Origin of the sequence: Herbaspirillum sp. alder98, assembly GCF_020179755.1 — a bacterium.
Taxonomy (GTDB): Bacteria; Pseudomonadota; Gammaproteobacteria; order Burkholderiales; family Burkholderiaceae_D; genus Herbaspirillum.
Map to the genome: position 1 here is coordinate 572358 of NZ_JAIUCY010000001.1, position 22258 is coordinate 594615.

Annotated in this window: 20 protein-coding genes; 9 read left to right on the forward strand and 11 right to left on the reverse strand. The window is 65.1% G+C overall.

Translation table 11 applies throughout. The features are described from left to right. Positions 1-51 precede the first annotated feature (51 nt). From LBW87_RS02735 to fnr, 5 genes are all read left to right on the forward strand, one after another. A complete protein-coding gene (locus tag LBW87_RS02735) occupies positions 52-1119 on the forward strand; it encodes a 1-aminocyclopropane-1-carboxylate deaminase (RefSeq protein ID WP_413927605.1) in 1068 nt (355 codons plus the stop codon). A gap of 126 nt (positions 1120-1245) precedes the next feature. Further along, complete coding sequence (locus LBW87_RS02740; RefSeq protein WP_225199887.1) at positions 1246-3399, forward strand: hypothetical protein; 2154 nt, start codon at positions 1246-1248, stop codon at positions 3397-3399. Positions 3400-3573: 174 nt separating this feature from the next. Further along, positions 3574-4200 carry an OmpW/AlkL family protein gene (locus LBW87_RS02745; protein ID WP_225199888.1) on the forward strand — a complete coding sequence of 209 codons (627 nt, stop codon included), beginning with the start codon at positions 3574-3576 and terminating at the stop codon, positions 4198-4200. Between the two features lie 131 nt (positions 4201-4331). Next, positions 4332-5468: a fatty acid desaturase gene (locus LBW87_RS02750; protein ID WP_225199889.1), complete on the forward strand. Its 1137-nt coding sequence runs from the start codon at positions 4332-4334 to the stop codon at positions 5466-5468. A gap of 292 nt (positions 5469-5760) precedes the next feature. Then, entirely contained in the window at positions 5761-6588 is an 828-nt protein-coding gene (gene fnr / locus LBW87_RS02755; protein WP_225199890.1) for a fumarate/nitrate reduction transcriptional regulator Fnr, read from the forward strand. A 12-nt stretch (positions 6589-6600) separates the two neighbouring features. Here the strand turns inward: fnr and LBW87_RS02760 are convergent, their stop codons facing one another. From LBW87_RS02760 to hemN, 11 genes are all read right to left on the reverse strand, one after another. Beyond that, positions 6601-6858: a hypothetical protein gene (locus tag LBW87_RS02760; RefSeq protein ID WP_225199891.1), complete on the reverse strand. Its 258-nt coding sequence runs from the start codon at positions 6856-6858 to the stop codon at positions 6601-6603. 119 nt (positions 6859-6977) lie between these two features. After that, positions 6978-7526 (reverse strand): FixH family protein, encoded by a 549-nt coding sequence (locus LBW87_RS02765; protein WP_225199892.1) that lies wholly within the window; start codon positions 7524-7526, stop codon positions 6978-6980. A 25-nt stretch (positions 7527-7551) separates the two neighbouring features. Beyond that, positions 7552-8991, reverse strand: a complete 1440-nt coding sequence (gene ccoG, locus LBW87_RS02770; protein WP_225199893.1) for a cytochrome c oxidase accessory protein CcoG — start codon at positions 8989-8991, stop codon at positions 7552-7554. 55 nt (positions 8992-9046) lie between these two features. After that, positions 9047-9979 (reverse strand): cytochrome-c oxidase, cbb3-type subunit III, encoded by a 933-nt coding sequence (gene ccoP, locus LBW87_RS02775; protein ID WP_225199894.1) that lies wholly within the window; start codon positions 9977-9979, stop codon positions 9047-9049. After that, complete coding sequence (locus LBW87_RS02780) at positions 9972-10169, reverse strand: cbb3-type cytochrome oxidase subunit 3 (protein WP_225199895.1); 198 nt, start codon at positions 10167-10169, stop codon at positions 9972-9974. The genes ccoP and LBW87_RS02780 overlap by 8 nt, the downstream gene beginning before the upstream one ends. Positions 10170-10173: 4 nt before the next feature. Beyond that, positions 10174-10788: a cytochrome-c oxidase, cbb3-type subunit II gene (ccoO, locus tag LBW87_RS02785; RefSeq protein WP_225199896.1), complete on the reverse strand. Its 615-nt coding sequence runs from the start codon at positions 10786-10788 to the stop codon at positions 10174-10176. 12 nt (positions 10789-10800) lie between these two features. Beyond that, positions 10801-12228 carry a cytochrome-c oxidase, cbb3-type subunit I gene (gene ccoN, locus LBW87_RS02790; protein ID WP_225199897.1) on the reverse strand — a complete coding sequence of 476 codons (1428 nt, stop codon included), beginning with the start codon at positions 12226-12228 and terminating at the stop codon, positions 10801-10803. A gap of 240 nt (positions 12229-12468) precedes the next feature. Then, positions 12469-12654 carry a cbb3-type cytochrome oxidase assembly protein CcoS gene (gene ccoS, locus LBW87_RS02795; protein WP_225199898.1) on the reverse strand — a complete coding sequence of 62 codons (186 nt, stop codon included), beginning with the start codon at positions 12652-12654 and terminating at the stop codon, positions 12469-12471. Continuing rightward, a complete protein-coding gene (locus LBW87_RS02800) occupies positions 12654-15143 on the reverse strand; it encodes a heavy metal translocating P-type ATPase (RefSeq protein ID WP_225199899.1) in 2490 nt (829 codons plus the stop codon). Before LBW87_RS02800 ends, ccoS begins: the two co-directional genes overlap by 1 nt. Continuing rightward, entirely contained in the window at positions 15140-15946 is an 807-nt protein-coding gene (locus tag LBW87_RS02805; protein WP_225199900.1) for a sulfite exporter TauE/SafE family protein, read from the reverse strand. Before LBW87_RS02805 ends, LBW87_RS02800 begins: the two co-directional genes overlap by 4 nt. 13 nt (positions 15947-15959) lie before the next feature. Continuing rightward, a complete protein-coding gene (gene hemN / locus LBW87_RS02810; RefSeq protein ID WP_225199901.1) occupies positions 15960-17393 on the reverse strand; it encodes an oxygen-independent coproporphyrinogen III oxidase in 1434 nt (477 codons plus the stop codon). A 328-nt stretch (positions 17394-17721) separates the two neighbouring features. Here hemN and LBW87_RS02815 point away from each other — a divergent pair, with 328 nt between their 5' ends. From LBW87_RS02815 to LBW87_RS02830, 4 genes are all read left to right on the forward strand, one after another. Beyond that, the gene (locus LBW87_RS02815; RefSeq protein ID WP_225199902.1) at positions 17722-18777 is read left to right on the forward strand and encodes a substrate-binding domain-containing protein; all 1056 of its coding nucleotides are present in this window, start codon (positions 17722-17724) and stop codon (positions 18775-18777) included. A 63-nt stretch (positions 18778-18840) separates the two neighbouring features. Continuing rightward, a complete protein-coding gene (locus LBW87_RS02820) occupies positions 18841-20355 on the forward strand; it encodes a sugar ABC transporter ATP-binding protein (protein ID WP_225199903.1) in 1515 nt (504 codons plus the stop codon). Beyond that, complete coding sequence (locus LBW87_RS02825; RefSeq protein WP_225199904.1) at positions 20352-21290, forward strand: ABC transporter permease; 939 nt, start codon at positions 20352-20354, stop codon at positions 21288-21290. Before LBW87_RS02820 ends, LBW87_RS02825 begins: the two co-directional genes overlap by 4 nt. After that, a complete protein-coding gene (locus tag LBW87_RS02830; RefSeq protein ID WP_225199905.1) occupies positions 21287-22237 on the forward strand; it encodes an ABC transporter permease in 951 nt (316 codons plus the stop codon). The genes LBW87_RS02825 and LBW87_RS02830 overlap by 4 nt, the downstream gene beginning before the upstream one ends. The last annotated feature ends 21 nt before the right edge of the window (positions 22238-22258 follow it).

Below are 22258 nucleotides of genomic sequence, written 5' to 3' on the forward strand. Positions count from 1 at the left end.
CGATTCGAACTGAATCGCGCCATTTCCACGACACTCAACCGGAGCACTTTCATGCTGGCACTCGACAAACTGTTCCCGCGCAAGACGCTGGGCTTCTTCCCTTCCCCTCTTCACAAACTGGAACGCCTGTCCGCCATGCTGGACGTGGAAATCTGGGCCAAGCGCGACGACGTCTCGTCCGGCCTGGCCTACGGCGGCAACAAGATCCGCAAGCTCGAGTGGCTGGTGGCCGACGCGCTGGCCAAGGGTTGCGACACGCTGGTATCGATCGGCAACATCCAGTCCAACCACACCCGTCAGGTGTGCGCCGCGGCAGCCGCGGTAGGCATGAAGTCCTATACCGTGCAGGAAACCTGGCTGGAATGGGATGACCCGGTCTACGACAAGGTCGGCAACATCCTGCTGACGCGCATCATGGGCGGCAATCCGATCATGGGTGGCTACGGTTACTCCACCACCGAAAAAGACACCTGGGCCAAGGCGCTGGAAGAAGTGCGCAAGAACGGCGGCAAGCCCTATCCGATTCCGGCCGGCGCCTCTGACCATCCACTCGGCGGCCTGGGCTACGCCAACTTCGCCGATGAAGTGGCGATGCAGGAACAGCAGTTGGGCATCTTCTTCGACAACGTGGTGGTGGCGACCTGTACCGGTTCGACCCAGGCCGGTATGGTGGTCGGCTTTGCGGCGCAGGAAAAACGCCGCCGCGTGATCGGCATCGACACCGCCGACGACGAAGCCATGACCCGCCGCGCCGTGACCAAGATCGCCAACGACACCTGCGAGCTGATCGCTTCCAAGGGCGGCCGCCGCGTGGTGCTCAAGGATGCCGATATCGAGATCATCCCCGACTACAGCGGCCCTGCCTATGGCTTGCCGAGCGAACAGACCATCGCCGCCATCCGCACCGCGGCCGAAATGGAAGCGATGCTGACCGATCCGGTGTACGAAGGAAAATCCATCGACGGCCTGATCGACATGGCCAAGAAGGGCCACTTCAAGGGCCAGCGCGTGCTGTATGCCCACCTCGGCGGCGCGCCGGCGCTCAATGCCTACTACAAGGCATTCGAAGATCCGGAAAACCTGACCAAGCTGGCACGCGAGGCACGCTTCAAGGAATAAGCCTGCGCCGGCAACCGGCTGAACAGAAGGCGCAGCCCACTTCGGTGGGTTGCGCTTTTTTTTTCATGGGCCGATGCAGTATGCTTGCCCCATATCGCCCTGCCTGCGGCGATCAAAGGAAAGCCAATGCGTGGTGTCGAGTCTAATCAGCTGAGTATTTTCCCCGAGGGCGAACTGGCGGTCGGCACGCCGATACACGTGAGGCTGCCGCTCGGCTGGTCTGCCGCCACCGGACGCTGGCAACGCGATACCGGACGCGGCTTCACCGACATCGATGGCGAGCGCGCGCAAGCCTATGTGCTGCAGGTGAGCGACATGACGCCGACCGGCGCCTGCCGGCTGCGCTTCTGCGTGACCGTGGGCGATATCGACTTTCACTCGGCGAGCCTGACACTACCGGCCTCGAACGTGTCGGTGCGCTACATGATTGCGTCGAATCGTTTCGGGCTGGCCACCGAATGGGGCATCACGGATTCCGGCTGGAAGGCCGGTGACGGCACTGGCCGATCTGGCGGCAACGGCACATTGGCGGCCAACTACTTCAGCCGCCGCTATAAATTCTCGACCACCTGGGCCGCCAGCGCGGGGCGCTTCCTGTGGATGAACGCCGCCAACTCGGTCAGCGCGGTGCTCGATGGCGGGTTCGCTATTTCGATCGACCGGGTAGAAATACGGGATGCCGCCAATGGCCTGGTCGACACCGTCAAATGGAACGGCGCGGCGGCCCGGGTGCTGGCGCCGGGCGAACGGACCTGGAGTGATCCCGGTGCCGATCTGGCCGCCAACTCGACCTATTTCGTAGATGTATTTTTTCATATGGCATCCGCCTCGGGCGCCTGGCCGGCAGACCAGGGATTCTTTCTCGCCGGCGAATCGGCACGCGATGCAAAGAGCCCCGAGCTGAACCGCTCCGCCATCAACATCACCGGTGTCGGCTCGGCGCTGGGCGGTTATTTCGCACCGGCCATGTTTGCGGCCACGGGCTGGGATGGCACCTCGCCGGTGGTGGCCATCTTCGGCGACTCGATCGAAGATGGCTCCAATGTGTCTGCCGCACTGGCCACCGCGCGCGGCGATATCGGTTTCGTGCGCGAAGCCCTGGGCGACACCGGCTCGGGCGCATGGAACTACATGCACCTGTCGCGCTGGGCCAGCTCACCGGTGACCCTCTATACCGACAACCTCAACAATCTCGGCGGCAAGAACCTGGTGGACACACTGGACGATTGCATGAAACTGATCCAGCGCGAACCGATGTTCAATGCCATCGTGCATCAGCATGGACGCAACGCCCTGGGCGGGGGCAATGCGCTGGCCGCCGCCCAGAACATCTTCAATCGCGCCTACACCAAGATGGCGAACGCCTGGCCGGGCGTGGCCATCTTCCAGACCACGATCACGCCTTATACGAAGGCGGCCAACAATACCCGCGGCACCACCGTGGCCGATCAGACGCCGGTCGACCTGGCCAATACCGATGCGGCCACCGGCTCGTTTCGCCAGTTCCATGAATGGCTGATGGCGGGCGTTGGCGGTCGCGCCGCGTTGACCATCGACACCGCCGCTGCCGCCCGCGACCCGGTCCACATGGATCGCTGGGGCGTCGACAATTACCGGGCGACGCTGGTGGCGGCAGTGGCGGCGGCGTCCACCAACATCTGCCGGGTCAGCGTGGCGCCGGCCATTGGCGACACGCTGGTGTTCGAGCCGGGCACCGCCAACGTCGACACCACCAGCAAGGTCGGGATCGTCACCTCGGTAACCAGATTGGGAGAGCAGGACTATCAGGTGGTGCTCAACGGCGGTCGGCGCTCGCAGGCCAACCCGCCAACGCCGGCATGGGCCTCGCGCATCAACCTGGCGCACGCTGCCGGCACCGAGATCAGGACCACCCGCTCACATGACTTGCTGCACCCGTCACAACGGACGCAATGGGGCATGCGCGACATTCTGATCGCCCACAAGCCGTTCATGAAACAACTGATCAACTCGCGTGCGAACCAGGCGCCGCACGTCGTGATGAAACCCGCCTTCGAGGCCAGTCCTGTCGTCGGCCTGCCGCTGCGCCTCAGCTGGGGCGCCATCATGTGGCGGCCCCATGGCACGCTGGTGCGACAGATCCTGCGCGACGGTATCGTGGTCGCCAGCGGATCAGATAAATCAGCGCCGCACTACACGCCGGTGGTGGGCGACCATGGCGCCACCTTTACGTTGATGCAGATTGCCACCAACGCGGCCGGCACCGTCTATGTGGACGGCAGCAACAGCGTCGTGCTCTGAGCCAAGGCGCAGAAGCCGACGCAAGTGAGCGCAAATGCGCGGCAACAAGCCGTCATCTGGCTGCATTTCGACTGCATCGGCGTTTTCTCCGATGACGCGCCCTTGATCAGCATCAAAGCCCGCCGACGAATAGCCGCGTACCTTTCGGTCATCCTCACTCGACAGGTAAAAGCCGTGAAAAAAATCGTCACCATCGCCGCTGCCGCTGCAGCATTCGCTTCGTCGTTCGCCGCCCCTGCCGCCTTCGCGCAAGAAGCGCAGAGCCCCTGGCTGGTGCGCGTGCGCGCCGTCAACATCAGCCCCGACAACAAGTCCGACCCGGTCGGCGGCGTGGGCGCATCGGATCGTCTGACAGTCAGTTCAAAGACCATTCCGGAAGTCGACATCAGCTACTTCTTCAGCCCCAACTGGGCCGCCGAACTGATCCTGACCTATCCGCAGAAGCATGACGTGCGTCTGGACGGCCAGAAGATCGGCACCTTCAAGCACCTGCCGCCGACGCTGCTGATGCAATACCACTTCACGCCCGAATCGCGCTTCTCGCCATACCTGGGCGCCGGCATCAACTACACCCGCATTTCGGACGTGCATGTGCTCAACGATGGCGCCTCGCTCGACAGCCACAGCATCGGCGGTGCGTTGCAGGCCGGCTTCGACATCAAGATCGACCGCCATTGGCTGATCAACTTCGACATCAAGAAAGTGCAGATCCAGAGCGACGTGAAAGTCGGCGGCACCAAGATCAGCACCGTCAAGATCGACCCGTGGCTGTTCGGCGTGGGCGTCGGCTACCGTTTCTAAGCGTCCGCCAGCCTGCCCTGCCCGGTCGGGCAACAGCGCCAGCAGCGCGCCCCGCCATCGATGATGACCGGGCGCGCCGTGTTGCATCTGCAGCCACCTCCGTTTTCCGTTTGATTGCATCAAGAGGTTCCATGACACTCTCGACCACGCCTGCCCATGGCCAACCTGGGCATTCCACTCCGGTCGCGCCCGGCGCGCCCATGCCCCATCGCAAGATCATCCGTTCGTGGGTGATCCCGATCAGCCGCCGCAGCACCAGCATCGCGCTGTTGCTCTCGGTACTCGATTTCACCCTGTTCGGCGCCGGCCTGGCGGCCATCATCTGGACCCCATGGCTGTGGGCCAAGATCGCGCTGGGCCTGATGACCGGCTTCGTCATCGGCCGCCTGTTCATCCTCGGCCACGATGCCTGCCACCAGAGCTTCACGCCCAATCGCCGCCTCAATACCTGGCTCGGTCGCCTGCTGTTCATGCCGTCGCTGACGCCTTACAGCTTGTGGGCCATCGGCCATAACGTGGTGCACCACGGCTATACCAACCTCAAGAGCTTCGACTTCGTCTGGCAACCGCGCACGATCGAAGAATTCCGCGCGCTGCCACGCTGGCGCCGCCAGCTGGAACGGGTCTATCGCAGCGGACTGGGTCCGGGCCTGTACTACATGATCGATATGTGGTGGAAGCGCATGTACTTCCCGTCGAAGAAGCAGATGCCCACCCGGCGCGCCGAATTCGTCTGGGATGGCGTGCTGGTCACCGCCGTGGCGGCGGTCTGGATCGGCGGCCTGGCCTGGGCCGCCAGCGCCACCGACCAGTCGTTCTGGACCCTGTTCGTTACCGGCTTCGCGATCCCGATCCTGTTCTGGAAGGCCATGATGGGATTCGTGGTCTACGTGCACCATACCCATACCTCGGTGGCCTGGTACCAGGACAAGGTGACCTGGGCCGCAGCCCAGCCGTTCGTGTCGACCACGGTGCACCTGACCTTCGGCCGCTGGATGGGTGGCGCGCTGCACCACATCATGGAACACACGGCCCATCACGTTGACATGAGCGTGCCGCTGTATCGCCTCAAGCAGGCCCAGAAGAAACTCGAAACCATGCTGCCCGGGCGCATCGTGATCCAGCGATTCTCGTGGCGCTGGTACTTCGACACGGCCCGCCGTTGCAAGCTGTATGACTACAACCGCCTGTGCTGGACCGATTTCAGGGGCCGCCCGACCAGCAAGCCGCTGCCGATGCCGGTGGTCGAAAACGCGGCCGCCGGCTAAGGCCCGGCAACCCCGTTTCACTTTAGCTTTCAACAACAAGACGGCCGCATGGAAGGGCAGTCGCGGGTCCCCGGAAACCCCGCGACACCGCCCAATTCCCCCATCAAGACCGCACCTCCCCCCCATTTCGACTACTGGAGTTCATCCCCGCAGGGCGGCTGTTTGCCACTTGTTTGATCTGGGACAAGTATTGCCGTCTGATTCCGGCATAGCGTGCTCTGGCGGCGCGCCGGGCGACTTAGAATGAACCCATTCAAGATCGCAACGATTTCATGTCCGCCGGGAACATTGTATGAACCAGCCTGCACTTAGCACTCCTTCGCACGTCCTCGTCCCCTCCCCTGCCCAGCTGCAACAGGTGTCGCCGCTGACGGCTGCCCGTGAAGCCGCCAGTTGCTCGGCGCTGCGCAGTTGCACCGCCTGCGGCATGCACCAGTTGTGCCTGCCCATGGGCCTGGAAGAATCCGACATGAAGCGCCTGGACAAGATCATCGGTCGCCGCAAGGTGGCACGCGATGAGTTCCTGTACCGCATCGGCGACCGCTTCACGGCGCTCTATGCGGTGCGCGTGGGCCACTTCAAGACCTATCAGGAAAACCTCGACGGCGACCGCCAGATCACCGGCTTCCAGATGCCGGGGGAATTGCTGGGCATGGACGCCATCAGCACCGAGCGCCACCAGTGCGACGCCATGGCGTTGCAGGACAGCGAAGTATGCGAGATCCCGTTTGCGCGCCTGGAGCAGTTGTTCGGCCAGATGCCGATGCTGCTGCGCCATTTTCACCGCATGATGAGTCATGAAATCACCAGCGAGCAGAACGTCATCATGCTGCTGGGCAACATGCGTGCAGAACAGCGCTTCGCCGCCTTCCTGGTCAACCTGTCGTCGCGTTATGCCGCGCGCGGCTATTCGCCCACCCGGTTCCAGCTGCGCATGACGCGCCAGGACGTGGGCAACTACCTGGGCCTGACCATCGAAAGCATCAGCCGCCTGATCTCCAAGTTCCGCAAGCAGGGCTTGCTCGCCGTGGAGCAGCGCGACGTCGAAGTGGTCGACCTGGGCGCACTCAAGAAGCTGGCCGCCGGCGTCGATGCCTGCGCCCGCCCGGCAGCGGCGTAATTCGCTGCACCGTCAAGCCGGTTGACGCAATCCTCTCGCCTGCGAGAGGCCCTGCGTCAGCCGAACGGCCAGCATGCCGCACAGCGTGAAACTTCCCCAGAAACTAAAGAAACCGATGGTGTAGATGCCCAGCACGTCGGGCGCCTCGATGCCCATCGCCTGCGCCAGCAGGACCGGTTCGGTCATCGAAAAGAAAATGCCTTCGGCGGCGATGGCCATCAGGAAAGCCATCCAGCCGACCACGGCGATATTGCGTTGAAGTCTGCGCATTGCGGTCTCCTCCACTACAGGTCACGGACCTGGCGCGAGCGCGCCAGGATCATGCGCCGGTCTTGTGGCCGGCTCTGGTGACTTCAGCTTAGTCTTTTCCGCGCGCCAGCGCCAGCACCCTACTCGGCCGGCGCATAACTTTCTGCACTCAACACCGCGCGCCGTTGCTGCGGCCAGTTCCAGCTGCCGTGCAGTCGCCAGCGGCGGCTGCCGTCCTCGGCCACCATGCGCCAGCGGGCTTGCTCCAGGTCGCCCATGGGCATCGAAAAACTGCCGTCGGGGGCCGTCCTGATGACCAGCGCCCGGTCCCGCGGCGGCTGGGTCGGATGCACCAGCGACAGGTACAGCGTCTTGCCTTCTTCGCCGGCATCCGGCGCATGACCCATTTGCAACTTGCCACGCAACACGCCTGCGGCCGGATCGAAGGCGATATCGAGCTGCGCCCCAAGGCGCCAGGCTTCGCGGTCGCGTCGCAGATCCTGGTTGATGGCCTTGCCCTGCTTGTAGTAATCGTCCGCCACCAGCGCGTCGCCCCGCACCACCGCCAGCCATACCGTGAACAGCCCCGCCACCACCACCACGGCCGGGCCGGACATCAGCAGCCAGGGCCAGCGGTGGCGGTACCAGGGTGCTGCCGGATGGGATAACGTCTTGCCATTGCCTTGCATATCGACCTCTCGTGAAATGCGCCGGTCAGCGGCGCGGCACAATGAATACGGCTTTTTCGCTCACCGCCACCGAGGCGTCGTCCTCGGCCTGCAGGTGAAAGCGGATCTTGTTGGAACCCGGCTGGCCCACGCCGTGCGGCGCCCGTACCCGCACCGGCACCGACATGGTCTGGGTGGCGCCGGCATCGACCAGGTCGCTCGGCGCCACCGCCAGACCGGGCAGGCCGTCGACGCTGACCCGATAGCGATGAGCGCGTTCGTCGGTATTGATCACTTGCAGCCGGTAGACGTTTTCGATGATGCCCTCTTCCACCTCGCGCCCCATCGAGCCACGGTCGCGCAATACATCCAGCTTCAGCGGCACCCGGGTCCAGAGCGAGGCCGAGAAGGCCAGCACCACCGCCGCCAGGATCGCCAGGTAGATCAGGATGCGCGGGCGCAGCAGGCGCGCGCGGATGGCGGCATTCGATGCGCCCTGCGCCATCGCGTTCTCGGTCGAATATCGGATCAGGCCGCGCGGACGGGCGATCTTGTCCATCACGCTGTTGCAGGCATCGACGCAAGCCGCGCAGCCGATGCACATGTATTGCAGCCCCTGGCGGATGTCGATGCCGGTCGGGCACACCTGGACGCACATGGTGCAGTCGATGCAATCGCCTGCGCCCTCGACGCGCGCCGCCCTGGCCGCCGGCATGCGTGGCTCGCCGCGCTGCGCGTCATAGGTGATGATGAGCGAGTCGCGGTCGAACATGGCGCTCTGGAAGCGCGCATAAGGACACATGTACTTGCAGACCTGCTCGCGCATCCAGCCGGCATTGCCATAGGTGGCCAGCGCATAGAACAGGATCCAGAAGGTTTCCCATGGACCGAAGCCCAGTGTGACGAGCTCGCCCAGCAGCGCGCGCATGGGCGAAAAATAACCGACGAAGGACAGGCCGGTCCATAACGCCACCGCGCCCCAGGCGCCGTGCTTGGCCGACTTGCGGGCCAGCTTGGCCCACGACCACGGCTGGCGATCGAGCCGCATGCGGGCACTGCGCGTGCCTTCGGTACGGCGCTCGATCCACATGAAGATTTCGGTGTAGACCGTTTGCGGACATGCATAACCGCACCACACGCGCCCGGCCACCGCCGTAAACAGGAACAGGCCGAACGCGCAGATGATCAGCAGCGCCGCCAGCCAGATGAAATCCTGCGGCCACAGCACCAGGCCGAACAGGTAGAACTTGCGCGCGGCCAGATCGAACAGCACGGCCTGGCGGCCGTTCCAGTTGATCCATGGCAGGCCGTAGAACACCAGCTGGGTCAACCATACGGCGAGCCAGCGCAGATTGGCGTAACGCCCGGCGATCTCGCGCGGATAGATCTGCTCGCGCGCCTGGTACATGCGGATGACGGCGTAGTCGTCCTGGCCTGGCGCCGGTGGAGGCTCGGCTTGCTTGGAGGGTTTCACTGCGTTTTCCATGATTGACTGCGTATCAACGACCGTCGTCCCGACGTTGGTCGGGGCGACGGCGCTACTATCGTGCCGCAGCGTTGCTGGGCCGGTTCGACAGGCTCCAGATATAGGCGGCCAGCACATGCACCTTGGGTTCGCCCAGGAATTCACCGAACGCCGGCATGGTGTTGTCACGGCCCTTGATGATGGTTTCCTTGATGGTGTCGAGGCTGCCGCCGTAGAGCCAGATCTTGTCCGACAGGTTGGGCGCGCCCAGCAGCGGGTTGCCACGGCCGCCAGCGCTGTGGCACGCCATGCAGGCCACGAACTTCGACTTGCCCAGCTCGGCCTTGATCGGATCGTGCGTCGATTCCGACAGGCTCAGCACGTAGTTGGCCACGTTATCGATGTCGCGGTCGCTGCCCACGGCGGCACCCATCGGCGGCATCACGCCGTGGCGTCCCTTCATGATGGTTTCCTTGATGGTCTCGGGTTCGCCACCGTGCAGCCAGTCGTTGTCGGTCAGGTTCGGAAAGCCCTTGTTGCCGCGCGCGTCGGAACCATGGCACTGGGCGCAATAGGTCAGGAACAGGCGTTCGCCGATGGCCTGGGCCTGGGGATCGGCGGCCACCAGTTTCAGGTCCTGCTTCATGTAGTGGTCGTACAGCGGACCATACCTGGCGTTGGCTTCGCGCACATCCTGGTCATGCTCGCCGCTGGACTGCCAGCCCAGGGTGCCGGCAAAATTGCCCAGTCCGGGATACAGCACCAGATAGCCGATCGAAAACACGATGCTCAGGTAGAACATCCACATCCACCAGCGCGGCAGCGGGTTGTTCAGTTCGGTGATGTCTTCATCCCAGACATGACCGGTGGTGTTGCCCATCTTGGCCTGGTCGTTCTTGCTGACCTTCCAGCTGGACTGCTGCCACAGCAGCAAGGCGCAACCGACGATGCCCAGCACGGTGAGTACGATGATCCAGATGTTCCAGAATCCACTGGTAAAATCAGCCATGACGCACCTCTTCCCTGGCGGGTTCCGATGCCGGCTGGCCGACATCGCCATCGGCGAACGGCAGCATGGCGGCCTGGTTGAAATCGGCTGGCTTGTGGCTGACGTAGGTCCACCAGATGATGCCGATGAAGGTGATGAAACTGGCCAGCGTGATGAGGGCGCGGGCGTCGGTCAACGATGCGATGTTCATGTTCTTATCTCTCCGCCTTGATCAATACGCCGAGCTCCTGCAGGTAGGCGATCAACGCATCCTGTTCGGTCTTGCCGGCCAGCGCGGCCGGTGCTGCGGCGATTTCTTCTTCGGTGTAAGGGTTACCCAGGCGCTTCAGGGCCCGCATGCGGGCGGCGATGTCGTAGTGATCGAGCTTGGCCTGCTCCAGCCATGGATAGGCCGGCATGTTCGACTCGGGCACCACGTCGCGTGGGTTGTGCAGGTGGGCGCGATGCCATTCGTCGCTGTAGCGGCCACCGACCCGCGCCAGGTCGGGTCCGGTGCGCTTGGAACCCCACTGGAACGGATGGTCGTACACCGATTCGCCGGCCACCGAGTAATGCCCATAGCGTTCGGTCTCGGCGCGCAGCGGACGGATCATCTGCGAGTGGCAGTTGAAGCAGCCTTCGCGGATGTAGACGTCACGCCCGGCCAGGCGCAGCGCCGGGTAAGGCTTGAGCCCGGCGATCGGCTCGGTGGTCGATTTCTGGAAGAACAGCGGCACGATCTCGGCCAGCCCGCCCACGCTCACCACCAGCACCACCAGCGCGATCAGCAGCCAGGGATTCTTTTCGATCCATTCATGTGAAAACTTCATTGCTTTCCCCAATCAATGCATGGCCGGCGCGACCGCCGGAATGGGCGCATGCGCGAGCCTGGTGCCCCACATCGTGCGCACCGTGTTATAGGCCATGACCAGCATGCCCGCCAGGTACATCAAGCCACCGATGAGGCGGATCACGTAGTACGGATAAGTCGCCTTGACGCTTTCGACGAAGGTGTAGGTCAGGGTGCCGTCGCTATTGACGGCGCGCCACATCAGGCCCTGCATGACACCGGCGATCCACATCGCGGCGATGTACAGGACGATGCCGATGGTGGCGACCCAGAAATGGATCTCGACCAGGTCGCGGCTCCACATCTCGGTCTTGCCCGAGAGCCGCGGAATCAGGTAATACATCGAACCCATGGTGATGAATCCGACCCAGCCCAAAGCGCCCGCGTGGACGTGGCCGATGGTCCAGTCGGTGTAGTGCGACAGCGCATTGACGGTCTTGATGGCCATCATCGGGCCTTCGAAGGTGGCCATGCCGTAGAACGACAGCGACACCACCAGGAACTTCAGGATCGGGTCGGTGCGCAGTTGATGCCAGGCGCCCGACAGGGTCATCATGCCGTTGATCATGCCGCCCCACGACGGCGCCAGCAGGATCAGCGAGAACACCATGCCCAGCGACTGCGTCCAGTCCGGCAGCGCGGTGTAGTGCAGATGGTGCGGGCCGGCCCACATGTAGGTGAAGATCAGGGCCCAGAAGTGCACGATCGACAAGCGATACGAATACACCGGACGATTGACCTGCTTGGGAATGAAGTAATACATCATCCCCAGGAAGCCGGCGGTCAGGAAGAAGCCCACCGCATTGTGTCCGTACCACCACTGGATCATCGCGTCCTGCGCGCCGCTGTACATCGAGTAGGACTTGGTGAGCGTGGCCGGCATGGTCATGCCATTGACGATATGCAGCAATGCCACGGCGATGATGAAGGCGCCATAGAACCAGTTGGCCACGTAGATGTGCTGCACGCGGCGCTTGACGATGGTGCCGAAGAACACCACCGCATAGGCCACCCAGACCACGGCGATCAGGATGGTGATGGGCCATTCGAGCTCGGCGTATTCCTTGCCGCGCGTCAGGCCCATGGGCAGCGTGATGGCCGCTGCCACGATCACCACCTGCCAGCCCCAGAACGTGAAGGCGGCCAGCCAGTCGCCGAACAGCCGCACCTGGCAGGTGCGCTGCACGACGTAATACGAGGTGGCCATCAGGGCGCTGCCGCCGAAGGCGAAGATCACCGCATTGGTATGCAACGGCCGCAGGCGGCCGAAGCTGAGCCACGGTATGCCCATGTTCAATTCAGGCCAGGCCAGCTGGGCGGCGATGATCACCCCCACCAGCATGCCGACTACGCCCCACAGGATCGTCGCCACCGAAAACTGGCGCACCACCTTGTAGTTGTAGCTAAGTTCTTTGCTCACGAAACTCTCCCCACTGTGTTGGATACTTGTCCGAACCGAGCTTACGGGGGAGCCTCTCAGGGGGCATTGACGTGTATCAAAATGGGGAGACGCAGCTCGGAAATGCTGTCACCTGGCCACACCACCGCGCAGGATTTGCCTGAAATGCGACGAAGGACAAGTGCGACGGAGCTTGAGTGATAAGCAGCCCGTCGTGCCGGCGAACGCCGGTACCCAGCGACTTTCGCCGCATGACGTGCATCAGGCAGACGGTGGCGCAGTCACGGATGGGACCTCGACCACCGCGCTATCGTCGTCGTGCAGGATGCGCAATGCCGGCCCTTCGAGATCATCGAACTGACCACTGTCGCTGGCGCGAAAGAAGATCCAGATCGCCAGGAACACCAGCGCCGTGCTCAGCGGAATGAGCAGGTAGAGCGCTTCCATCAGCGACCTCCCTGCAACGCCGGTGCGGCGAGCGGCGCCGGGGCGCCGCAGCGGACCACCCGACTTAGTCGCAAGGCATTGCCCACCACCAGCAGGGAACTGAGCGACATGCCCACCGCCGACATCCACGGATCGAGCCAGCCGAAGGCGGCCGCCGGGATCGCCAGGAAGTTATAGGCTGCCGCCCAGGCCAGGTTCTGGCGCACCACGCGCATGGTGCGCTGGGCCATGTCGCTGGCCGCCACCAGCGTCTGCAGGCGATCCGACATCACCACCGCATCGGCACTGACCTGCGCCAGCGCCGCGCCACGCCCCATCGCGAACGAGACATCGGCGGCCCGCAACATGGCCGCGTCGTTGATGCCGTCGCCGACGATGGCCACCACCGCACCACCGGCCTGCAATGCGCGCACCTGCGCCAGCTTCTGCTCGGGCGAACACTCGGCGATGACCTGATCCACCCCTACCCTGGCGCCGACGACGGCGCAGACATCGGCGCGGTCGCCACTGAGCAGCACGGTGCGCATGCCACGCGCGCGAAATGCGGCCACGGTGGCGGCGGCGTCCGGGCGCACGCTGTCGGCCAGGTCGATGCGCGCCAGCCAACCATGTTCGTCGCCCAGATACACGCTGCCGGCGCCCACGGCGACCGGCAACTGCAACGACGGCGGCAGCGGTTGCGGGCAAAGGCCGGCCACGAAGGACTGCGAACCGATGCGATGCTGCCGGCCGCTGATGTCGGCCTGCATGCCGCTGGCAGTGAACGATTGCAGCGCCTCGCACGGCGCGGCGGCGATGCCCCGGCGTTCGGCTTCATCGCACAGTGCGCGCGCCAGTGGATGCAGGCTGCCGCTTTCGAGGGCCGCTGCCAGCGCCAGCAATTGCGGCACCGTGCTGGCGGGCGACACCGGCACGATGCGCACCAGTTGCGGACGTCCCTGGGTCAGCGTGCCGGTCTTGTCGAAGATCACCGTATCGGCGCGCTGCAAGGCTTCGAGCACCCGCCCGCGCACCACCAGCATGCCTTCCCGCAAGAGCCGATCGGTGGCCGCCGCCAACGCCGAGGGCGTGGCCAGCGACAGCGCGCAAGGGCACGACACCACCAGCACCGCAATCGCCGTCGACCAGGCGCGCGTGGGATCGATCAACTGCCAGGCCACGAAGGTGGCTGCCGCCAGCACCAGCAAGGCCAGCACGAAGCGCGAGGCCACGATATCGGCCCACTGCGCCAGCGCCGGTCGCCCGGCGCCGGCTTGCTCGGCCAGCCGGGTGATCGCCGCCAGGGTGCTGTCGTCGCTGGTGCGGCTGACCCGCAGCAACACCGGATGGCCCAGGTTGAGCGCCCCGCCCGGCACCGGTTGCCCCGCTGGCACACGCTGCGCGCGGCTTTCGCCGGTCAGCAATGACAAATCGAGTTCGGCGCCCTGGTCGAGCAACTCGCCATCGGCGGCAATGGTGTCGCCCGGGCGCGCCAGGATCACGTCGCCCACCCGCAGTTGCAGGGCGGCCACCCGGGTCGTGGCCTGGGTCCGGGGATAATCGTCCAGCCGTAGCGCCGACGCCGGAAAAGCCTGGTGCATGCGTTCCAGCGTGCTGGCCGAGCGGCGGCGCGCAGCGCTTTCGAGGTAGCGGCTGGCCAGCAGCAGGAAGATGAACATCGATACGCTGTCGAACCAGATCTCGCCTTCGCCCCGGAAGGTGGCCACGGCACTGGCGCCGAAGGCGGCAGCGATGCCGATGGCCACCGGCAGGTCCATGCCGGGCGCCCGCGCGCGCAAGCCGGCCCAGGCGCCGCTGAAGAAGGGCAGCGCCGAATAGCACACCGCAGGAATGGTCAGCAGCAGGCTGGCCCAGCGCATCAGCGCCATCATCTCGGGCTCGATGCCGTCACGGCTCAGGTAGACCGGAATGGCATACATCATCACCTGCATCATCGACATGCCGGCGATGAACAGTTGCCGGAACAGCCGGCGGGTAGCACGCCGCGTCTGCTCGCCCTGGCGCAACGGATCGAAGGGATAGGCCACGTAGCCCAGGCGACGCAGGCCGCCGAGGATGGTCGATGCGGCGCACCGTGCCGGGTCGCGCCTGACCGTGAGGCGGCCCGTGGCCACATTCAATTCGGCTGCCCGCACGCCCGGCAGGCGCAGCAGGTAACGCTCGATCAGCCAGACGCAGGCAGCGCAGCGCAAGCCATCGACCGACAGCACCAGCATAGCGTCGGGCTGGCTGGCAGCAGCGGCTGGGCGGACATCGACAGCGTCGAACAGGGCCAGCTCGGCCGGCACCAGTTGATCGAGCGCCACGCGTGCCGACGGCGCGGTACGCCGCAGATAGAAGTCGGCGCAGCCGGCGCTGACGATCAGTTCGGCCACGCTGTGGCAACCGACGCAGCACATGTCGCGCAGGCTGCCGCCGATCTCGAGTTGCAAGGGCTGGGCGCTATCCAGCGGCTGGCCGCAGTGAAAACAGAGTGCCGGCTCGCTCATGGCAGCGCTCCGTGGGCCGGCGTGATGCAGAGCACATCGAGCCAGCCACGGGCGATGCCGAGCGAGCCGAATTCGGCTGCGCGCAACAGGCCCAGCACACCGAAGCCCAGCACGACCAAACCAGCCAGGCGACGCCAGCCGGGGCCCGCGGCCAGGGTCCGCAGGCCTGCCCCCGACAGGCCTGCCGCCACCAGCATCGGCAAGGTGCCGGCGCCGAAGGCCAGCATGGTCAAGGCGCCCTGCGTGGCGTCACCGGCCAGCATGGCGGTGAGCAATGCGCTGTAGACCATGCCGCAGGGCAGCCAGCCCCATAGCCCGCCCAGCAACAATGCCTTGCCCGCCGAATCGACCGGCAGCAGGCGCGACGTCAGTGGGCGCACTGCGCGCCAGGCCCGCTGGCCGAGCCGCTCCAGGCGCGCCACGCCGCTCCACCACTGTCCCAGATGCAGGCCCAGCGCCACCAGCATCAGGTTGACGGCGATGGTGGCCGCACGTTGCAGCGGCAGCATCCACCCCAACACATCGGCGCCGCGCAGCATGCCGGCGGCGATGCCGCCGGCCAGCGCGCCGGCCATGGCATAACTGGCCAGCCGGCCCAGGTTGTAGCTCAGCACCCGGGTCACTTCATGATTGATGGCCGCGGGGGTGACGACCAGCATCGCGCCGTGGCTCACCTTGTAGCGCACCAGTGGCGCCGCGCGTGCTGCCCCGGCTGTGCTGAGTGCGCCAACGATGCCGCCGCACATCGCCAGGCAATGCACGCTGCCCATCAGGCCCACCAGGAATACCGGGAACAGGTTCACCGTCGGCCTGCCGTCAGAGCGTTTGCGAATAGCGCGGCGGCGCCGCCCGCTCGCGGTCCTGCTTGAGGTAGCGGTCGAACACCATGCAGATGTTGCGGATCAGCAGGCGGCCCTTGGGTTCGACCGTGATCCATTCGGGTTCGATTCCGATCAGGCCGTCTTCCTCCAGCGCCTGCAGCATCACCATCTCGCTGGCGAAGTAATCCTTGAAGACGATCGGATAGGCGATCTCCAGCGAGCTGATCGACAACTCGAAGTTGCACATCAGGCGCTGGATGATCAGGCGCCGCAACACGTCATCCATGCCGAGCTGGATGCCACGCGCAATCGGCAGGGTCGAATTCTCGAGGCGGGCGTAATAGCCGTCGAGGGTCTTTTCGTTCTGGCTGTAGCTGCCGCCGACGGCGCTGATGGCGGACACGCCGCACGCCACCAGGTCGCTCTCGGAGTGCGTCGAATACCCCTGGAAGTTGCGATGCAGGCGCCCCTGGCGCTGCGCGATGGCGAGATCGTCGTTGGGCTTGGCGAAGTGATCCATGCCGATGTAGACATAGCCGGCAGCGGTCAACTGGCGGATGCACAGCGACAGCATGTCGAGCTTGCTGTCGGCGCTGGGCAACTCGGCCTCGTCGATCTGGCGCTGGGTCTTGAACAACTGCGGCATGTGCGCATAGTTGTAGACGGCGATGCGGTCGGGTCCGGCGGCGATCACCTTGGCCAGCGTCTGCGACATCGACATCACGTTCTGGCGCGGCAGGCCGTAGATCAGGTCGATGCTGATCGAGCGGAATCCGGCATCGCGGGCGGCGGCCATCACGGCCAGGGTGTCGGCTTCGGGCTGGATGCGGTTGACCGCGCGCTGCACCTGCTCGTCGAAATCCTGCACGCCCAGGCTCAAGCGGTTGAAGCCCTGCGCACGCAGCGAATGCACACGCTCCACCGACACCGTGCGCGGGTCGATCTCGATCGAGTATTCGCCGACGTGGTCGGGCGCCAGCGCAAAGCTGTGGCGGATGTGCGCCATCAGGTCGCCCATCTGCTGGTCCGACAGGTAGGTCGGCGTGCCGCCGCCGAAGTGCAGCTGCTCGACCTGGTTCATGCCGGCGAAGAGCGATCCCTGCATGCTGATCTCGCGCTTGAGGTAGCTCAGGTAGAGCGACGCCTTGGCGCGGTTCTTGGTCACGATCTTGTTGCACGCGCAGTAGTAGCAGATGGTGTCGCAGAACGGAATGTGCAGGTACAGCGACAAGGCGCGCCAGGCGCCCATGCTGCGACGGTCGTTGACCGCATGCAGGTAATCGGTGACGGCGAAGTCGGCGCTGAAGCGGTCGGCGGTCGGATAGGAGGTATAGCGCGGCCCGCGCTGGTCCATCTTGCGCAGCACGCTCTTGCTCATGCCGGCCAGGCTGGGTGAATGGGACGTCAGGGACGATGGTGCTGCTTGCATGGGATGCTCCTGGCCGAGCGACCGGGGATTGATTGGAGATTGCAGGATATCGAGCACGACCGGAGTCCGCATTGATATGCATCAAGCAGACGCGGATGACGCGCTGCAGCACGCCGGGCGGGCCTTGCCGATCTTTACATCTTCATCGTCATGCAATTTGGTCTGACCAGTTGACTTCTTTTTGGCCGCTCCCTATGATGAAAATGTCATACAACCTGACCTTTGGTTTTACCCGGGGTCAAGTGACGACAATAAAAAGACGATACGAAAAAAAAAGACGTGCAGCCTGGCCTGTCCACGCTGCTTCGATCAAAACGATGGAGACAACATGACTCATTTCACCCGGCGCCACGGCGCCGTGCTGCTGCTGGCCGCCACTACCACACTGCTGGGCGCCAGCGCCCAGGCCCAGGTCGCCACCGGCGACACTTCGGCTGCCAAGATCGCGCTGTCCAACAACTATGCTGCCAACGCCTGGCGCCAGTCGATGCTCAAGACCTGGGCCCAGACTGCCGACGACGCCGTCAAGCGCAAGCTGGTGGCGGCAGCGCCTGCCTTCACCACCTCCGAGAACCAGCCCACCGAGCAGGCGCAGCAGATCCAGAACCTGATCCTGCAGGGCTACAAGGCCATCGTGGTCGATGCGGCCTCCCCCACGGCGCTCAACGGCACCATCAAGAAGGCTTGCGCGGCGGGCGTGGTGGTGGTGTCGTATGACGGCGTGGTCACCGAACCCTGCGCCTATCGGGTCACGTTCGACTTCCGCAAGATGGGCGAGCGCCAGATCGACTACCTGGCCGAACGCCTGGGCGGCAAGGGCAATATCCTCGAGATCCGCGGCCTGGCCGGGGTCTCGGTGGATGGCGAGATCCACGCCGGCATCCTGGACGGCATCAAGAAGCATCCGGGCCTGAAGATCGTCGGTTCGGTCAATGGCGACTGGGCGCAGACGGTGGCGCAGAAAGCCGTCTCCGGCATCCTGCCCACGCTGCCCAAGGTGGATGGCGTGGTGACCCAGGGCGGCGACGGCTTCGGCGTGGCGCAAGCCTTCAAGGCGGCCAATCGCGAACTGCCGATCATCATCCTGGGCAACCGCGAGGATGAGCTGCAATGGTGGAAGACGCAGATCGGCAGCGGCTACAAGACCTATTCGGCCTCCAACCCGCCGGGCGCGGTGACGGTGGCCTTCTGGGTGGCGCAGCAGGTGCTGGCGGGCAAGAAGGTGCCCAAGGAGATCGACATCGTCGCGCCCCTGCTGTACCTGAACGAACAGCAATTGCCGGAAGCGCTGGCCAAGACCCCGCAAGGCGGTGTGGCCGATATCGGCTTCTCGCAGCAAGACACCGTCAAGCTGCTCGACGCCACCCCGGCCAAGGGCAAGTAAGTCCATTGCCTGGCGTCCCGGCGCAGCCGCCGGGACGTCTCTTCAACAGACGGGATCATCCACGTGAACGCCTCTCCTTCTTCTCGCGTCGCCGCTGGCGCGCCGCTGTGCAGTCTGTCGCACATCGATAAATCATACGGGCCGGTCAAGGCCTTGCAGGACGTCAGCCTCGACATCGGCCCCGGCCAGTGCTGGGGCCTGGTAGGCCACAACGGCGCCGGCAAGTCGACCCTGATGAACGTGCTGGCCGGGGTATTGGCCTGCGACCAGGGCCAGGTGGCCATCGATGGCCAGCCGCTGCCAGGCTATTCGACCCGCGGCGCCTATCGCCACGGCGTGCGCTGCGTATTCCAGGAGCTGTCACTGTGCCTGAACCTGTCGGTGGCCGAGAACCTGTGCGTGTTTCATCCTGCGCTCAAGGGCTTCGGCTGGCGCCGGCGCGCCACCGCGCTGGTGACGCAGATGCTGGACGACATCTTCCCCGGCCATGGCATCGCCGCCGATCGCACCGCCGGCGAACTGACCATCACCCAGCGCCAGATGGTCGAGATCGCCTGCGCCTTCGTGGTGGTGGACGCGCCGGTGCGCCTGCTGATCCTGGATGAGCCGACCTCCAGCCTGGACGCCCAGACCGCCGCGCGCCTGACCGGTTATATCCGGCGCCGGCTGCAGGATGGCATGAGCCTGGTGTTCATCTCGCACATGCTGGGCGAGATTTTCGACTGCTGCAGCCACATCGCCGTCATGCGTGATGGCAAGCTGGTCTTGCAGGACCTGGGCAGCAATCTCAACCGCGAATCGCTGGTGCAGGCCATGGGCCACGCCGACCAGAAGCAGATCCAGCGCCAGGCCGAACAGGCCGCGACGCCGGAAGACCTGACGCCGTTGCTGGAAGTCAGCCTGGGCAGCGACTCGCCGGTGCGCGCCTTGCAGGTCGGACGCGGCCAGGTGGTGGGGCTGTCGGGCCTGGCCGGGCAAGGCCAGACCGAGATGCTGGTGCGGCTGTTCGAGCAGCATCGCGCTCGCATGAAAGTCGCCTTCGTGGCGGGCGACCGCGCGCGGGATGGCAATTTTCCGCTCTGGAGCATCCTGCATAACCTCAGCATCCGCACCCTGCCGGCGCTGTCGCGCCATGGCGTGGTCGACCGTGCGCAGGAACGCGAACTGGGCGCCCAGTGGCATGAACGCATCGCCATTCGTACTCCCGACCTGACGCATAACATCCTGTCGCTGTCGGGCGGCAACCAGCAGAAGGTGCTGTTTGCACGTGCCCTGGCGTCGGATGCCGACCTGATCCTGATGGATGACCCGATGCGCGGGGTCGACTTCGGCACCAAGGTCGACATGTATCGCCTGATCCGTGCCGAAGCGGCGCGCGGGCGCAGCTTCGTCTGGTACACCACCGAAAACGACGAACTGGAATATTGCGACCATACCTATGTGTTCTACCAGCGCCAGGTGACGCTGGCCCTGGCGCGCCACGAACTGTCCGAAGAACGCATCATCGCCGCCTCGTTCGGCAACAACAAGCAAGCCCCGTCCACCCCCGCCCGTCCCCTGGAAGGAGCCCGCGCATGAGCGCCCTGCCCCGTCACGATATCCAGACCCTGCTGCTGCCGGTGGTCACGCTGGCCGCCGTGCTGGCGCCGATCTTCTGGATCAATCCCAACACCATGAGTTACTTCGGGCTGGGCCTGCTGCTCAACCTGGCGGTACCGATGATCCTGGCCAGCATGGCGCAGTTGTGCATCATCGCCGTCAACGATCTCGATCTGTCGATCGGCGCCTTCGTCAGCCTGGTGTCGTGCATTGCGGTCACCTGGCTGCCCGAGCAACCGCTGCTGGCCATCGCGGCCATGATCGGCTGCGTGCTGCTGTATGCGGCCATCGGCGCCTTGGTCGAAATGTTCAACCTGCCGTCGATCGTGGTCACGCTGGGCCTGTCGTTCGTCTGGGGCGGCTGGGCGCTGGTGCTGCTGCCGATGCCGGGCGGCGCCACCCCGCAGTGGTTGCAGGACCTGATGAACCTGGCCATTCCGCTGGTGCCGACGCCGATCGTCTACGCCCTCGTCATTGCTGCCGTGGCGCATTGGTTCCTGATGCGCTCGGCGCCCGGCGTGCGCTTGCGCGGCGCTGGCGGCAACCCCAAGGCCATCGTCAGGAGCGGCGGCTCGGTGGTGCGCGCCAAGGCGCTCATGTATGGCCTGGCCGGCATCCTGGGCATCCTCTCGGCGCTGGCGCTGGTGGGGCTGACCACTTCGGCCGACGCCAATATCGCGCAGCGCTATACGCTGGTGTCGATCGCCGCAGTGATCCTGGGCGGCGGCAGTTTCATCGGTGGCAAGGTGTCGCCCATCGGCGCCACGCTGGGCGCCATCACGCTCGGCATCGCGGCGTCGTTCCTGTCGTTTCTTGAAATCGCGCCCAAGTGGCAGATCGGCCTGCAAGGCGCGATCCTGATCGTGGTGCTGTCGCTGCGCACGCTGCTGGGCCGCCGGGGAGTCGCCAAATGAAACCGATCAAGGATGCACTCGAACAGCGCCCATGGGCCTGGTCATTCATTGGCGCAGCCCTGCTCTGGCTGGCCACGCTGGCCGTGGCCGGGCCGCAGGCGGCCTTCAATATCGCGCTCTCGGCCTTGTCGTTCGGGGCCTTGATGGCGCTGGTCGGACTGGGGCAGATGCTGGTAGTGACCACCGGACCGGGCAACATCGACCTGTCGATTCCGGCCGCCATCGGCCTGACCGGCGCGGTGGCGGTGCGCGCCATGGGCGGCGAAGATGGCGGACTGGCCACCGGCATCGGCGTGGCGCTGCTGCTGGGCGTCGCCATCGGGCTGTGCAACTACGCGCTGATCCGACTGCTGCAGATTCCACCGATCATCGCCACCATGTCGTCGGCCTTCATCCTGCAGTCGCTGGCGATTCACAGCGGGCAAGGCCTCAAGATCACGCCGCCCGAACTGCTGGCCAACTTCGCTACCGGCTGGCTGCTGCGCCTGCCGCTGCTGGCCTGGGCAGTGCTGGTGGTGACGCTGGCGCTGGCCTGGATCCTGGCCCGCACCCTGTTCGGACGGCACCTGTCGGCGGTCGGCCAGAATGCCCGCGCGGCATGGCTGGCCGGCATTTCGGTGGAGCGCATCCGCTGCCTGTGCTACGTGCTGTGCGCGGTCTGCGCGGCCCTGTGTGCGTTGTTGATCGCAGGCTTTTCGGGCGGCGCCTCGCTCGACATGGGCAGCGAATACCTGCTGATGTCGGTGGCGGTGGTGGTCATCGGCGGCACCAGCGTCACCGGTGGTCGCGCCAGCGTGGCCGGCATCTGGGGCGCGGCGCTGTTCCTGTACTTCACCAATACCCTGCTCAACGTGATCGGCCTGTCGGCCGGCGGCCGCTCGGTCCTGACCGGCGTGATCATCATCGCGGTCATCGTGCTGTCGGCACGCCGCCGCCAGTATCGCTGACCCCATTCACCCTTCCAACAG